At 71.8% G+C, this 13397-nt stretch carries 14 protein-coding genes; 11 read left to right on the forward strand and 3 right to left on the reverse strand.

Annotation, left to right across the window (positions count from 1 at the left end):
• Positions 1–67 precede the first annotated feature (67 nt).
• The 11 genes from R8Z57_RS11850 to R8Z57_RS11900 all read left to right on the forward strand — a co-directional run bounded on the left by R8Z57_RS11850 (position 68) and on the right by R8Z57_RS11900 (position 10374).
• On the forward strand, positions 68–1585 hold the full coding sequence (locus R8Z57_RS11850) for a fumarylacetoacetate hydrolase family protein (RefSeq protein WP_318353970.1): 1518 nt from the start codon (positions 68–70) through the stop codon (positions 1583–1585).
• Positions 1582–2292 carry a GntR family transcriptional regulator gene (locus R8Z57_RS11855; RefSeq protein ID WP_318353971.1) on the forward strand — a complete coding sequence of 237 codons (711 nt, stop codon included), beginning with the start codon at positions 1582–1584 and terminating at the stop codon, positions 2290–2292. The genes R8Z57_RS11850 and R8Z57_RS11855 overlap by 4 nt, the downstream gene beginning before the upstream one ends.
• Positions 2293–2349: 57 nt before the next feature.
• Positions 2350–3930, forward strand: a complete 1581-nt coding sequence (gene hpaE / locus R8Z57_RS11860) for a 5-carboxymethyl-2-hydroxymuconate semialdehyde dehydrogenase (protein ID WP_318353972.1) — start codon at positions 2350–2352, stop codon at positions 3928–3930.
• A gap of 126 nt (positions 3931–4056) precedes the next feature.
• Positions 4057–5220, forward strand: coding sequence for a 3,4-dihydroxyphenylacetate 2,3-dioxygenase (gene hpaD / locus R8Z57_RS11865; RefSeq protein ID WP_318353973.1), 1164 nt, complete (start codon positions 4057–4059; stop codon positions 5218–5220).
• Between the two features lie 151 nt (positions 5221–5371).
• On the forward strand, positions 5372–6157 hold the full coding sequence (locus R8Z57_RS11870; RefSeq protein ID WP_318353974.1) for a 2-keto-4-pentenoate hydratase: 786 nt from the start codon (positions 5372–5374) through the stop codon (positions 6155–6157).
• Positions 6142–6957: an HpcH/HpaI aldolase family protein gene (locus tag R8Z57_RS11875; protein ID WP_318353975.1), complete on the forward strand. Its 816-nt coding sequence runs from the start codon at positions 6142–6144 to the stop codon at positions 6955–6957. Before R8Z57_RS11870 ends, R8Z57_RS11875 begins: the two co-directional genes overlap by 16 nt.
• 81 nt (positions 6958–7038) lie before the next feature.
• A complete protein-coding gene (locus R8Z57_RS11880) occupies positions 7039–7626 on the forward strand; it encodes a hypothetical protein (protein WP_318353976.1) in 588 nt (195 codons plus the stop codon).
• A 73-nt stretch (positions 7627–7699) separates the two neighbouring features.
• Entirely contained in the window at positions 7700–8080 is a 381-nt protein-coding gene (locus tag R8Z57_RS11885; RefSeq protein ID WP_318353977.1) for a YciI family protein, read from the forward strand.
• Positions 8080–9177 carry an RNA polymerase sigma factor gene (locus R8Z57_RS11890; RefSeq protein ID WP_318353978.1) on the forward strand — a complete coding sequence of 366 codons (1098 nt, stop codon included), beginning with the start codon at positions 8080–8082 and terminating at the stop codon, positions 9175–9177. Before R8Z57_RS11885 ends, R8Z57_RS11890 begins: the two co-directional genes overlap by 1 nt.
• A gap of 79 nt (positions 9178–9256) precedes the next feature.
• Positions 9257–9730 carry a MarR family winged helix-turn-helix transcriptional regulator gene (locus R8Z57_RS11895; RefSeq protein WP_318353979.1) on the forward strand — a complete coding sequence of 158 codons (474 nt, stop codon included), beginning with the start codon at positions 9257–9259 and terminating at the stop codon, positions 9728–9730.
• Positions 9727–10374 (forward strand): NAD(P)H-dependent oxidoreductase, encoded by a 648-nt coding sequence (locus R8Z57_RS11900; protein ID WP_318353980.1) that lies wholly within the window; start codon positions 9727–9729, stop codon positions 10372–10374. Before R8Z57_RS11895 ends, R8Z57_RS11900 begins: the two co-directional genes overlap by 4 nt.
• 63 nt (positions 10375–10437) lie before the next feature.
• Here the strand turns inward: R8Z57_RS11900 and R8Z57_RS11905 are convergent, their stop codons facing one another.
• The 3 genes from R8Z57_RS11905 to glyA form a co-directional block, all read right to left on the reverse strand.
• Positions 10438–10980: a putative immunity protein gene (locus tag R8Z57_RS11905; RefSeq protein WP_318353981.1), complete on the reverse strand. Its 543-nt coding sequence runs from the start codon at positions 10978–10980 to the stop codon at positions 10438–10440.
• A gap of 63 nt (positions 10981–11043) precedes the next feature.
• Entirely contained in the window at positions 11044–11925 is an 882-nt protein-coding gene (locus tag R8Z57_RS11910; RefSeq protein WP_318353982.1) for a bifunctional methylenetetrahydrofolate dehydrogenase/methenyltetrahydrofolate cyclohydrolase, read from the reverse strand.
• Between the two features lie 182 nt (positions 11926–12107).
• Positions 12108–13385 carry a serine hydroxymethyltransferase gene (gene glyA / locus R8Z57_RS11915; protein ID WP_318353983.1) on the reverse strand — a complete coding sequence of 426 codons (1278 nt, stop codon included), beginning with the start codon at positions 13383–13385 and terminating at the stop codon, positions 12108–12110.
• Between the last annotated feature and the right edge of the window lie 12 nt (positions 13386–13397).

Raw genomic sequence — 13397 nt, forward strand, 5'->3', positions numbered from 1 at the left:
GAATGGTTGCCGGGTGCGCGATGATCATATACGATTTCGAATACGACGCAAGAGTGAAGGAGCTCGGATGGACGAGATGACGGATGCCGCCACCCCGGCACCATCGGGATCCCCGGCCGATCCGCGCTACGCCGCCCTCGGCGGCCGTCCCGGGAAGATCGTCGCGATCCACCTCAGCTACGCATCGCGTGCGGACCAGCGCGGACGCCGGCCGCAGCATCCGTCGTACTTCCTCAAGCCGTCGAGCTCTGTCGCGGCGTCGGGCTCCACGATCGAACGCCCCGCGGGCACCGAGCTGCTCGCGTTCGAGGGAGAGATCGCGCTGATCATCGGCACGCCGGCCCGCCGCGTCGGTCTCGCCGACGCCTGGGACCACGTGGCGTGGGTCACCGCGGCGAACGACTTCGGCCTCTACGACCTGCGCGCGAACGACAAGGGCTCGAACGTGCGGTCGAAGGGCGGTGACGGCTACACCCCCCTGGGCCCGGCGCTCATCGACGCACGCACGGTCGATCCCGAAGCGCTGCGCGTACGGACGTGGCTGAACGGCGAGCTCGCACAGGACGACACGTCGGCCGGCATGATCTTCCCGCTGACGCAGCTCGTCGCCGACCTCTCGCAGCACTTCACCCTCGAGCCCGGCGATGTGATCCTCACCGGCACCCCCGCCGGCTCGTCGGTGGCCTCCCCCGGCGACCTCGTCGAGGTCGAGGTCGACGTGCCCGGCGGCCCGAGCTCCGGACGCCTGGTGACCACGGTCGTGCAGGGCGAGGCGGCCTTCGACGCAGCCCTCGGCTCGCTGCCGTCGGTCGACGACCTGCAGCGCACCGAGGCGTGGGGCTCGCGGGAGGCGGCGGGCCTCCCGGCCGACGACACGGGCGCACCGGCCCTGTCCCCCGGCCTGCGGGCGAAGCTCGCGGCCGTGCCGGTCGCCGGGCTGTCGGCGCAGCTGCGCAAGCGGGGGCTGAACAACGTCCACATCGACGGCGTGCGTCCCCTCCACCCCGAGGCGAAGCTCGTGGGCACCGCCCGCACGCTGCGCTTCGTCCCGAACCGCGAAGACCTGTTCGCCTCGCACGGCGGCGGCTACAACGCGCAGAAGCGGGTGTTCGACGCGGTCGGCGACGGCGAGGTCGTCGTCATCGAGGCGCGCGGCGAGCCCGGCTCGGGAACGCTCGGCGACATCCTGGCCATCCGTGCGCACGCGCGCGGCGCCGCCGGCATCGTGACCGACGGAGGGGTGAGGGATGCCGCGGCCGTCGCCGCGGTCGGCATTCCGGTGTACTCCGCCGGCGCCCATCCGGCGGTCCTCGGACGCAGGCACGTGCCGTGGGAGGGCGACGTGACGATCGCCTGCGGCGGCACCACGGTGCAGCCCGGCGACGTGATCGTCGGCGACGCGGACGGCGTCGTGGTGATCCCTCCGGCCATCGCCGAGGAGGTCGTCGACGCGGCTCTCGCACAGGAGGACGAGGACGCGTGGATCGCGCAGCGCGTCGCCGAGGGGCACCCGGTCGACGGCCTCTTCCCGATGAACGCCGCATGGCGCGCGAAGTACGACGCCCGAGAGGCAGGCCGCGCATGACCCCGCTCGAGTCCCTGCCCGCGGCAGCGAATGACGCCGCGCTCAGCAAGTCGCAGCAGGCGTACCACTGGATCAAGGAGCGCATCGCGAACCAGGAGTTCACGCCGGGCTACCGGCTCGTGCTCGGCTCCATCGCCGGCGACCTCGACATGAGCGTGGTCCCGGTGCGCGAGGCGATCCGTCAGCTCGAGGCCGAGGGCCTCGTGACGTTCGAGCGCAACGTCGGCGCACGCGTGTCGATGGTCGACGACTCGCAGTACCGCCACAGCATGCAGGCCCTGTCGATCCTCGAGGGCACCGCCACGGCGCTGGCCGCCCGTCGGCTGACAGCCGAGGACCTGCGCAACGCCCGCCGCATCAACGAGCTCATGATCGAGACCCTCGAGCACTTCGATCCGCGCGCGTTCACCGCGCTGAACCACGAGTTCCACTCGACCCTGTACTCCAAGTGCGCCAACCCGCGCATGCTCGAGCTGGTCAACGCGGAATGGGGCAGGCTCGGTCACCTGCGCGACTCGACCTTCAGCTTCGTGCCCGGGCGCGCGCAGGAATCGGTGGCCGAGCACGAGAACATCGTCCAGCTCATCGAGGCGGGAGCGCCCCTCGGTGAGATCGAGAAGGCGGCACGCCGCCATCGCGCCGCCACTCTCGACGCCTACATGATCCACGAGCACCCCGACGAGGCCCTGGGCCTTCCCGCTTTCTGAACCGCGCGGATGCCGGGCCTCCGGCATCCGATCGAATCTCCGACGAAGGAGCGACACATGACCGACACCGCCCCCGCACGGGAAGCGCAGCGCGCCGCCGCCGCACGGCACGTGCCCGAAGGGCTGCCGAGCAGCATCCAGCACTACATCGACGGCGCCTTCGTCGATTCAGCCGACGGCGGCACGTTCGACGTGCTCGACCCGGTCACGAACGAGACGTACGTGCAGGCCGCCGCCGGGAAGGAGGCAGACATCGACCGTGCCGTCGCGGCCGCGCGGCGCGCGTTCACGGACGGGCCGTGGCCGCGGATGCTGCCTCGCGAGCGCTCGCGCGTGCTGCACCGCGTCGCCGACATCGTCGAGTCGCGCGACGCGCGCCTCGCCGAGCTCGAGTCGTTCGACTCGGGGCTGCCGATCACGCAGGCCCTCGGTCAGGCCCGCCGCGCCGCCGAGAACTTCCGGTTCTTCGCCGACCTGATCGTCGCGCAGGCCGACGACGCCTACAAGGTGCCGGGCCGCCAGATGAACTACGTCAACCGCAAGCCGATCGGCGTCGCCGGGCTGATCACGCCGTGGAACACGCCCTTCATGCTCGAGTCGTGGAAGCTCGGCCCCGCGCTCGCGACCGGCAACACCGTGGTGCTGAAGCCCGCGGAGTTCACGCCGCTGTCGGCGTCGCTGTGGGCGGGGATCTTCGAGGAGGCGGGACTGCCGCAGGGCGTCTTCAACCTCGTGAACGGACTGGGTGAGGATGCCGGCGACGCACTGGTCAAGCATCCCGACGTGCCGCTGATCTCCTTCACCGGCGAGAGCCGCACGGGGCAGATCATCTTCGGCAACGCCGCGCCGTTCCTCAAGGGCCTGTCGATGGAGCTCGGCGGCAAGAGCCCGGCCGTGGTCTTCGCCGACGCCGACCTCGAGGCGGCGATCGACGCCACGATCTTCGGCGTCTTCTCGCTCAACGGCGAGCGCTGCACCGCCGGCTCGCGCATCCTGGTGGAGCGCCCGATCTACGACGAGTTCGTGAAGCGGTACGCGGCGCAGGCCGAGCGGGTCGTCGTCGGATACCCGCACGACCCCGCGACCGAAGTGGGAGCGCTGGTGCACCCGGAGCACTACGACAAGGTCGTGAGCTACATCGAGATCGGCAAGACCGAGGCGCGCCTCGTCGCCGGCGGCGGACGCCCAGACGGGTTCGACGAAGGGAACTTCGTGCGGCCCACGGTGTTCGCCGACGTCGCACCGGACGCCCGGATCTTCCAGGAGGAGATCTTCGGGCCTGTCGTCGCGATCACCCCGTTCGACACCGACGAGGAGGCGCTCGCCCTCGCCAACGGCGTGAAGTACGGCCTCGCCGCCTACGTCTGGACCAACGACCTGAAGCGTGCGCACAACTTCTCGCAGGCCATCGAGGCCGGCATGGTGTGGCTGAACTCGAACAACGTCCGCGATCTTCGCACGCCGTTCGGCGGCGTGAAGGCATCGGGCCTCGGCCACGAGGGCGGCTACCGCTCGATCGACTTCTACACCGACCAGCAGGCCGTGCACATCACGCTCGGCCCCGCCCACAACCCGACGTTCGGCCGAGCCGACCGCCACGCCGAGCAGACGGCCGCCGCCACGAAGCTGCAGGCCTGAGCCGCGGCATCCGCTCATGCGTTTCGTCTCGCCGCTTCGCTCCTCGCTCAACGACCGGATTCTCGGTCGTTGCGCGAGCGAAGCGAGACGAAACGCCCCGCACCCACGTAAACGCAAGGACGCGACATGACCCACCGTGACCAGATGACCCGCACCTCCTCCGGCTTCTTCGTGAGCCAGGAGGCGCCGATCCTCTCCGACAACCCGATCCCGACGCCGTCCGCGCCGGCGCCCGACATCCTGCGCTGCGCGTACATGGAGCTCGTCGTCACCGACCTCGCCGCGTCGCGCGAGTTCTATGTCGACGTGCTCGGCCTGTACGTCACCGAGGAGGACGACCAGGCGATCTACCTGCGCTCGACGGAGGAGTTCATCCACCACAACCTCGTGCTGCGCCAAGGACCGGTCGCCGCTGTGGCCGCGTTCTCGTACCGGGTGCGCTCGGCCGAAGACCTCGACAAGGCCGTCGCCTTCTACGACGAGCTCGGCTGCCGCGTCGAGCGCCGGGCCGAGGGCTTCGTCAAGGGCATCGGCGACTCGGTGCGCGTCACCGACCCGCTCGGGTTCCCGTACGAGTTCTTCTTCCAGACCGAGCACGTCGAGCGCCTCTCGTGGCGCTACGACCTGCACACCCCGGGCGAGCTGGTGCGGCTCGACCACTTCAACCAGGTGACCCCCGACGTGCCGCGCGCCGTCAACTTCATGCAGTCGCTGGGCTTCCGCGTGACGGAGGACATCCAGGACGAGGAGGGCACCGTCTACGCCGCCTGGATGCGCCGCAAGCCCACCGTCCACGACACCGCCATGACCGGCGGCGACGGCCCCCGCATGCACCACGTCGCCTTCGCCACCCACGAGAAGCACAACATCCTGGCGATCTGCGACAAGCTCGGCGCCCTCCGCCGCTCCGACGCGATCGAGCGCGGACCCGGCCGCCACGGCGTCTCGAACGCGTTCTACCTCTACCTGCGCGACCCCGACGGCCACCGCGTCGAGATCTACACGCAGGACTACTACACCGGCGACCCCGACAACCCCGTGGTCACGTGGGATGTGCACGACAACCAGCGCCGTGACTGGTGGGGCAACCCGGTCGTGCCGTCCTGGTACACCGAGGCGTCGCTGGTGCTCGACCTCGACGGCAACCCGCAGCCGGTGGTCGCCCGCACCGACGACTCCGAGATGGCCGTGACGATCGGCGCCGACGGCTTCTCGTACACGCGCCCCGACGACACCGACGCGATGCCCGAGTACAAGCAGGGCGAGTACAAGCTCGGCCACCAGCTGTAGTCGCGGCATCCCACCGCCCTGCCGCTCCCCGGGCAGTGCGTGTCCCGATTTCGGTGGAGCATGTCCCACTTTCGACCCCTACCGAGCTCGGGAACGAACGAAAGTGGGACATGCACGCACACACCCCGCCAGATTCGATGAGGAGAGACGGATGCTGCATCCCGACGACATCGCGGCGATCGCGGCCGAGCTGGCCGAGGCCGACCGCGCGCACGGTGTGATCCCGCGCATCACCGCCCGGTACCCCGACGCGACGGTCGAGGACTCGTATGCGATCCAGGGCGTGTGGCGCGACCACAACGTCGCGGCCGGCCGCCGGCTCGTGGGCCGCAAGATCGGGCTCACCAGCAAGGCGATGCAGCAGGCGACCGGCATCACCGAGCCGGACTACGGCGTGATGTTCGACGACACCGTCTACCAGACCGGCGCCGAGATCCCCGTCGACCTCTTCTCCAACGTTCGCATCGAGGTCGAGCTCGCCTTCGTGCTGAAACAGCCCCTCGAAGGGCCCGACGCCACCCTCGACGACGCACTCGCTGCGATCGACTACGCCGTGCCCGCCCTCGAGGTGCTCAACTCCCACATCGAGCTGGAAGGCCGCACCATCGTCGACACCATCGCCGACAACGCCGCCTACGGCGCCATGGTGCTCGGTGACATGCGCAAGCGGCCCGACGAGATCGACCTGCGCTGGGTTCCCGGCGTGCTGAGCCGCAACGGCGAGATCGAAGAGACGGGGGTCGCCGCCGGCGTGCTCGGTCACCCCGCGACCGGCGTCGCGTGGCTCGCGAACAAGTTCCACCAGCACGGCGCGCGGCTCGAAGCCGGCGAGATCATCCTCGCGGGGTCGTTCACGCGCCCCCTCTGGGTGTCGCGGGGCGATAGCGTCAGGTGCGACTACGGACCCATGGGAGTGATCGAATGCCGCTTCGTCTGAGCCCGACCTTCCGCGAGGCGCTCGCCGGCGCCGGCCGCCCGCTCGCCGGCATGTGGGTGTGCTCCGGCTCGCCGCTCGTCGCCGAGATCTGCGCGGGGTCGGGCCTCGACTGGGTGCTCATCGACATGGAGCACTCCCCCACCGGCCTCGAGTCGGTGCTCGCCCAGCTGCAGGCGGTCGCCGCCTACCCCGTCACCCCGGTCGTGCGCGTGCCCATCGGCGACGTCGTCACGATCAAGCAGGTGCTCGATCTCGGGGCCCAGAATCTGCTCGTGCCCATGGTGTCGTCGAGGACGGATGCCGAAGCCGCCGTCGCCGCGGTGCGCTATCCCCCGCGCGGCAACCGCGGCGTGGGCTCGGCGCTCGCGCGCTCGGCCCGCTGGAACCGCGTCGACGGCTACCTGCAGAACGCCGACGACCACGTCTCGCTGTTCGTGCAGATCGAGACCGCGGCCGGCGTCGAGGCTGCCGCCGACATCGCCGCGGTCGACGGCGTCGACGGCGTCTTCGTCGGGCCGTCCGATCTCGCCGCGTCGATGGGGCTGCTCGGCCGGCAGACCCACCCCGACGTCGTCGCCGCCGCGCACCGCGCGTTCGAGGCCGTCCGCGGCGCCGGCAAGCCCGTCGGCGTCAACGCCTTCGACCCGGCCGTGGCCGAGGCCTACCTCGAGGCGGGGGCCTCTTTCGTCCTCGTCGGCGCCGACGTCTCACTCCTGGCCCGCGGCTCCGAGGCCCTCGCCGCGCGCTGGGCCACCGCTCCCGGCACCGCTCCGGGCTCCGCGGACCGCGCCTCGTACTGACGCCCGCAGCCGTCGCTGCGAGCGCGGGCGGCGGCTGCGGCATCCGCCCCCCGCGTGCGCCCGACGTGGCACAGTGAACCCATGAAGAAGTGGGTCGTCCGATTCGTGTCGCTGCTGGTGTTCAACATCGTCGTGCTGCTGGTCGTGGGCTGGCTCACCCCCGCCCGTGTGGGCTGGGCAGCGCTGTGGGCGGGCATCGTCCTGACAGCGATCGTCATCTGGATCAAGCCGCTGGTCGAGAAGTGGTTCCGCTCGATGGCGGCGAAGTCGGCGCACCAGCGCACCCGGGCCGGCGAGAAGCTGGTGGAGTTCCTGCTCGCCTTCGCGGTGGCCCTGCTGGTGTGGATCGCGACGGTGGTCTTCACCGGCGTCTCGATCGGCGGTGGGATCTTCGGCGCCTTCTGGGGCTGGGTGCTGCCGCCCGTCATCCTCATCGTCGGGTGGGCGATCTACGGCGCGATCGACGACCGCGTCGAGTCGCACGCCGGCGCGCTGTACGACCGTGCGACCGGCGGGCAGGCGAAGAAGACGGATGCCGCCTCCCCGGCGGACGCCGACCCGCTGGACACCTACCCGGGCGGCGCGCCGTCCCCCGGCGCCGAGCGGCGCACCCGCGACGACGGGCTCACCGACGAGCAGCGGCGCATGCTCGACGAGCTCGGCAGCTGATCGGCCCGACCTGTCGATCGGGCGGTGCGCCGATCGTCATGAGGGTGTCGCAACCCAACGAAAGGACGACGCCATGCGGTACGCACTCCTCCTCCACTACCCCGAGATGACCGTCGACGACATGGGCCCGGACGCCTGGGCCGAGGGCATGCGCGAGTTCGACGCGTACGCCAAGGCGCTCGACGACGCCGGCGTCCTGGTGTCGGCGGAGGTGCTGCAGCCGTCGGCGGTGACCACCACCGTGACGGCCGCCGACGGCGCGCCGCGCGTGCAGGACGGGCCGTTCGCCGACACCAAGGAGCAGCTCGGCGGCACCTTCGTGATCGACGTCGACGACCTCGACGCGGCGATCGCGTGGGCCGGCCGCGCACCGTCCGTCGGCTGGGGCGCCGTCGAGGTGCGCCCGAGCGCCACGCACTTCCGCGACGGCGCCTGGACCCCGTTCGCGCACTGATGCCCGCCCCCGTGCCGCGTCCGCATCGCGCCGGAGGGCGCGACGGACGCGCCGCGGCCGCGGGTGACGCCCGCGCGGTCGCCGAGCGCACGGCCCGGGACTCTTACGGCCGCATCCTCGCGGTCGTCGCCGCGTCGACGCGCGACCTGCCGCTCGCCGAAGACGCGCTCGCCGATGCGTTCGAGCGAGCGCTGCGGACGTGGCCGGACGACGGCATCCCCGCCAACCCGGAAGGATGGCTGGTCACCGTGGCTCGCAACAGGCTGCGCGACGCCCTCGGCTCGGCGGCGCATCGCACCGGCGTCCCGCTGGACGGCGGCATCGCCCAGGCGCTCGCCGACGAGCGGGCGCCCGATGCCGTTTCGGTCCTCTCGCGGCGCGAGGCGATCCCCGACCGGCGTCTCGAGCTGCTCTTCGCCTGCGCGCACCCCGCGATCGATCCGGCGATCCGCACGCCGCTCATGCTGCAGACGGTGCTCGGCTTCGACGCCGCCGAGATCGCCCGCGCGTTCGGCGTCGAGCCGGCGACGATGGCCCAGCGCCTCGTGCGCGCCAAGCGCCGGATCCGCGACGCCGGCATCCCGTTCCGCATCCCGGAGCGCCCCGACATGCCCGCACGGCTCCCCGCGGTGCTTGAGGCGATCTACGGCGCCTACGCGATCGACTGGCTCGAGCAGGGCGACGATCCGCGGGCATCTCTGGCCGACGAGGCGCGGTGGCTCGCGGTGCTCACTGCGAGCCTCCTCGCCGATGAGCCCGAGGCGTGGGGCCTCGCCGCCCTCCTCACGTACGCGCAGGCGCGCGTGCCGGCGCGCACCACCCGCCCCTGGCCGCCACTCGACGAGCAGGATGCCGGCCTCTGGGACCGCACGCTCATCGCCGAGGCCGCCGCGCTGCTGCGTCGGGCTTCGGCGCTCGGCCGGCCGCTCGGACGGTTCCAGCTCGAGGCGGCCATCCAGGCGGTGCACTGCGATCGGGCGCGCACCGGCGAGCTGGACGTCGCGACGCTGGTGCGGCTGTATCGCGGGCTGATCGCCGTCGCGCCCACCGACGGGGCGCGCGCGGCGCTGGCCGCCGCGGAGGCGCGGCTGGCCTGACACCCGGAATTGCGGCATCCGCTGGACAGACCATGTCAACTGGTTGACTCACCGTGAGTCAACTGGTTTACTCAGTAACGTGTCCGACCGCCTCACCTTCACCCTCCATGAGCTGATCGCCGAGCTCGACGCCTACGCCGACGGAGTGCTGCGCGCCGGATACGGCGTGAGCTTCAACCACTTCCAGTTCCTGGCCGTGCTCGCCGACACCGAGCCCACCGACATGACCACCCTCGCGCGCTGCCTCGGCGTGACCAAGGCCGCCGTCAGCAAGCGCGTCCCCGGTCTCGTCGACGCCGGTTGGATCGAGGCCGAGTCCCCCGTCGGCGCCGGCCGCAGCGTCCTGCTCTCGCTCACGCCGAAGGGCGCCGCGCTCGTCCGCGACGCGGGCGGCGTCCTCGAGCGCGAGTTCGCCGCGATGCTCGCCCACCCCGCCCTCGCGGACGACCCGATCGACGCCCCGCGGCTGAACGCGCAGCTCGTCGCGCTCACCGCCCTCATCCCGCAGAAGGCGGCGCCTGCCGCCGCACTCACGAAGGAGTTCTCCGCATGACCGCCCCTCGCATCCTCGTCGTGATCGGCACACCGCTCGCGGCGAGCCTCAATCACGCACTCGCCCACTCCTATGCCGACGCCGCGCGCGCCGGCGGAGCCGAGGTCCGCGTCGTCGACCTGGCCGAACAGCCCGCCCTGCCTCAGCCGACGCGACGCGAGGAACTGCGCCTTCCCCGCGACGAGTCCGATGTGCCGCTGCTTCCGGAGGTCGCGGCATCCGTCGCCGACGTGGAGTGGGCCGACCACCTGGTCTTCTTCTTCCCGCAGTGGTGGGGCTCGTACCCCGCGGCGCTCAAGAACTGGATCGACCGGGTCTTCGTGTCGGGCTTCGCCCACCGGTACCGCCCGACCGGGCGCCTGTGGGACAAGCTGCTCAGCGGACGCACCGCGCGCATCGTGATGACGATGGACTCGCCGTCGTTCTGGAACGCCTGGGTCTACCGCGAGGCGGCCATCCGCTCGCTGCGCAACGCCACGCTGGAGTACTGCGGCGTCAAGGTCCGCGCCGTCACGCGCCTCACCGAGGTGCGGCACCGGGCCGACACCGACCGCGAGCGCTGGGTCGGCGGCATGGCGTCGCTGGGGGCGACGGACGCCGAGTCCGTGACACCCCGGGCCCGCGAGGCGGTCGCGGTCGGCTGACGCGCCGACCGCCGGGGCAGACCGCGCGCGCTGGCTGCCCGGCCGGCCGCGCTGCGCTGACCCTCAGACCTGCGCCACGCCGATCGCCGCCTGCAGCGTCCGGATGTGCGCGCCGAGATCGCCCGAGGCGAGCAGGCCTGCGCCCAGCGGACCGGCGGAGTCGTTCCCGAGCGGCGGCAGCAGGCGCAGCGCCGCCGAGACGTCGTCGGTCATCCGGGCGAGCTGCCATGCGAGCTCGTCGGCGACGGCGGCATCCGGGTCGGCCGCGGCGAGGCCGGCGGCTCGCGCCGCGTAGGCGGCCGCGCCGAGCGCGTGTGCTCCCATGTGCGCCGCCCCGGCGGCCTGCGCGGCCGCGCGTGCGGCTGCGACCGCCGCAGGTGCCGCGGCGGCGTGCGCGGCCCGGCCGGCGACGAAGCGCCGGCGGATCTCACCGGCGGCGTCGAGCTCGCCGCGCGCGAATCCGCGGGCGCGGGCGATCGCGTCCCGCGGCCGGTCATCGCCGGGCGCATCCGCCTCGAACAGCGGCAGGACGCGCTCGGCGCAGTCGGCAGCCCACGCCGCGACGAGTCGGCGTTCTGTGTCGGTGAGCGACTGTGGCGACGGCATCCGCCCACTCTCGCACGTGGCGCGTCACGGCGGGCCGTGCTCGGACGGATACCGGGCGGGTGGTCAGCCGGCGGCGCGCTCCGCGGCCTCGACGACGTTCGTCATGAGCAGGGCGACGGTCATCGGCCCCACCCCGCCCGGGTTGGGCGAGAGGTAGCCGGCGACCTCGGCGACGTCCGGATGCACGTCCCCGTAGATCTTCGCCTTGCCGGTCTCGGGGTCGTCCTCGCGCGTGACGCCGACGTCGAGCACGGCCGCGCCGGGCTTGACGTCCTCGGCGCGCACGATGTGCTTGACCCCCGCCGCGGCCACGATGACGTCGGCCTGCCGCAGGTGGTGCGACAGGTCTGCCGTGCCGGTGTGGGTGAGGGTCACGGTCGCGTTGATCTCGCGGCGCGTCAGCAGCAGCCCGATCGAGCGGCCGATGGTGACACCGCGGCCGACGACGACCACGTCCTTGCCCCGAAGGTCGTAGTCGTTGCGCACCAGCAGTTCGATGACGCCGCGCGGCGTGCACGGCAGCGGGGTCGTGATGGGGGCGTTCACGTTGAGCACCAGGCGGCCGAGGTTGGTGGGATGCAGGCCGTCGGCGTCCTTCGCGGGGTCGATGCGCTCGAGGATCGCGTCGGTGTCGAGGTGCTTCGGCAGCGGCAGCTGCACGATGTAGCCGTGGCACTCGGGGTCGGCGTTGAGCTCGTCGATCAGCGCCTCGACCTGCTCCTGCGTCGCGTCGGCCGGCAGCTCGCGCTGGATCGAGTTCATGCCGATGGACTCGGACTGCCGATGCTTCATGCCGACGTACAGCTGCGAGGCCGGGTCGGCGCCGACGAGCACCGTGGCGATGCCCGGCGTGATCCCCTTCTCCTTGAGCGCGGCGACGCGCTCGCGCAGCTCTTCCTTGATCTCCGCGGCCGCGGCCTTGCCGTCGAGCGTGTGTGCGGTCATGCTCATCTCCTCGATCCTCATGCGGTATCGCCCCACCGGGATCCGCGAGAGTACAGGTGGTGGACGAAGGGTAGGGAACCACCCACTCCCTCGTCCACCAGCAGTACTCTCGCGGGCCGTGGCGGGGGTGGATGCCGCGGGCCGGGCCGACCGGCGGCCCGGGGCCGCGGCATCCGGGCCCCTCAGTGCTGCTGCAGACCCGGGTAGAGCGGGAACGCCGCCGTCAGTGCGGCCACGCGTGCGCGCAGCGCCTCGACGTCGGCGCCGGGCTGGAGCGCCAGCGCGATGACGTCGGCGACCTCGGTGAACTCCGCGTCGCCGAAACCGCGGGTGGCGAGCGCGGGGGTGCCGATGCGCAGGCCCGACGTCACCATGGGCGGACGCGGGTCGTTGGGCACCGCGTTGCGGTTGACCGTGATGTGGATCTCGTGCAGCAGGTCTTCGGCCTGCTTGCCGTCGATCGCGGCGTTGCGCAGGTCGACCAGCACGAGGTGCACGTCGGTGCCGCCCGAGCGGACCGCGATCCCCGCGCCGGCGACATCGGGCTGCGACAGGCGCTCGGCGATGATGTGCGCGCCGCGCAGGACGCGCTCCTGGCGCTCCTTGAACTCGGGCGTCTTGGCGAGCTTGAACGCGGTGGCCTTGGCGGCGATCACGTGCATGAGCGGGCCGCCCTGCTGGCCGGGGAAGACCGCGGTGTTGATCTTCTTGGCGATGTCGGCATCGTTGGTGAGGATGAAGCCCGAGCGCGGGCCGCCGATCGTCTTGTGCACCGTCGACGACACAACGTGCGCGTGCGGGACCGGGTTGGGGTGCAGACCCGCGGCGACGAGACCGGCGAAGTGCGCCATGTCGACCCACAGGGTGGCGCCCACCTCGTCGGCGATCGCGCGGAACTTCGCGAAGTCGAGCTGACGCGGGTACGCCGACCAGCCCGCGATGATCACCTTGGGCTGATGCTCCCGCGCCAGCCGGGCGACCTCGTCCATGTCGATGGTCGAGGTCTCGGGGTCGACCCCGTACGCGACGATGTTGTAGAGCCGGCCCGAGAAGTTGATCTTCATGCCGTGGGTCAGGTGGCCGCCCTGGTCGAGCGAGAGGCCGAGCAGCGTGTCGCCGGGGCGCGCGATCGCGTGCAGCACGGCGGCGTTCGCGGTGGCACCGGAGTGAGGCTGGACGTTGGCGAACTCGGCACCGAAGAGGTCCTTCGCGCGCTGGATCGCGAGCTCCTCCGCGACGTCGACCTCTTCGCAGCCGCCGTAGTAGCGACGACCCGGATAGCCCTCGGCGTACTTGTTCGTGAGCACCGAGCCCTGCGACTGCAGCACCGAGACGGGCACGAAGTTCTCGGAGGCGATCATCTCGAGGTATCCGCGCTGACGCTCGAGCTCACGATCGAGCACCTGGGCGATCTCGGGGTCGACCTCGGCGAGAGGGGCGTTGAAGAACTGATCGGTCATGCGATCTCCTGA

This window comes from Microbacterium sp. M3 (genome assembly GCF_033548675.1).
Taxonomy (GTDB): domain Bacteria; phylum Actinomycetota; class Actinomycetes; order Actinomycetales; family Microbacteriaceae; genus Microbacterium; species Microbacterium arthrosphaerae.

Bases quoted from the DNA above. Each gene is read 5' to 3' on its own strand.
- R8Z57_RS11870 (WP_318353974.1), top strand. From the start codon at position 5,372: ATGCTGCATCCCGACGACATCGCGGCGATCGCGGCCGAGCTGGCCGAG.
- glyA (WP_318353983.1), bottom strand. From the start codon at position 13,385: ATGACCGATCAGTTCTTCAACGCCCCTCTCGCCGAGGTCGACCCCGAG.
- R8Z57_RS11880 (WP_318353976.1), top strand. From the start codon at position 7,039: ATGAAGAAGTGGGTCGTCCGATTCGTGTCGCTGCTGGTGTTCAACATC.
- R8Z57_RS11890 (WP_318353978.1), top strand. From the start codon at position 8,080: ATGCCCGCCCCCGTGCCGCGTCCGCATCGCGCCGGAGGGCGCGACGGA.
- R8Z57_RS11900 (WP_318353980.1), top strand. From the start codon at position 9,727: ATGACCGCCCCTCGCATCCTCGTCGTGATCGGCACACCGCTCGCGGCG.
- R8Z57_RS11850 (WP_318353970.1), top strand. From the start codon at position 68: ATGGACGAGATGACGGATGCCGCCACCCCGGCACCATCGGGATCCCCG.
- R8Z57_RS11905 (WP_318353981.1), bottom strand. From the start codon at position 10,980: ATGCCGTCGCCACAGTCGCTCACCGACACAGAACGCCGACTCGTCGCG.
- R8Z57_RS11875 (WP_318353975.1), top strand. From the start codon at position 6,142: ATGCCGCTTCGTCTGAGCCCGACCTTCCGCGAGGCGCTCGCCGGCGCC.
- hpaD (WP_318353973.1), top strand. From the start codon at position 4,057: ATGACCCACCGTGACCAGATGACCCGCACCTCCTCCGGCTTCTTCGTG.
- R8Z57_RS11885 (WP_318353977.1), top strand. From the start codon at position 7,700: ATGCGGTACGCACTCCTCCTCCACTACCCCGAGATGACCGTCGACGAC.
- R8Z57_RS11855 (WP_318353971.1), top strand. From the start codon at position 1,582: ATGACCCCGCTCGAGTCCCTGCCCGCGGCAGCGAATGACGCCGCGCTC.
- hpaE (WP_318353972.1), top strand. From the start codon at position 2,350: ATGACCGACACCGCCCCCGCACGGGAAGCGCAGCGCGCCGCCGCCGCA.
- R8Z57_RS11910 (WP_318353982.1), bottom strand. From the start codon at position 11,925: ATGACCGCACACACGCTCGACGGCAAGGCCGCGGCCGCGGAGATCAAG.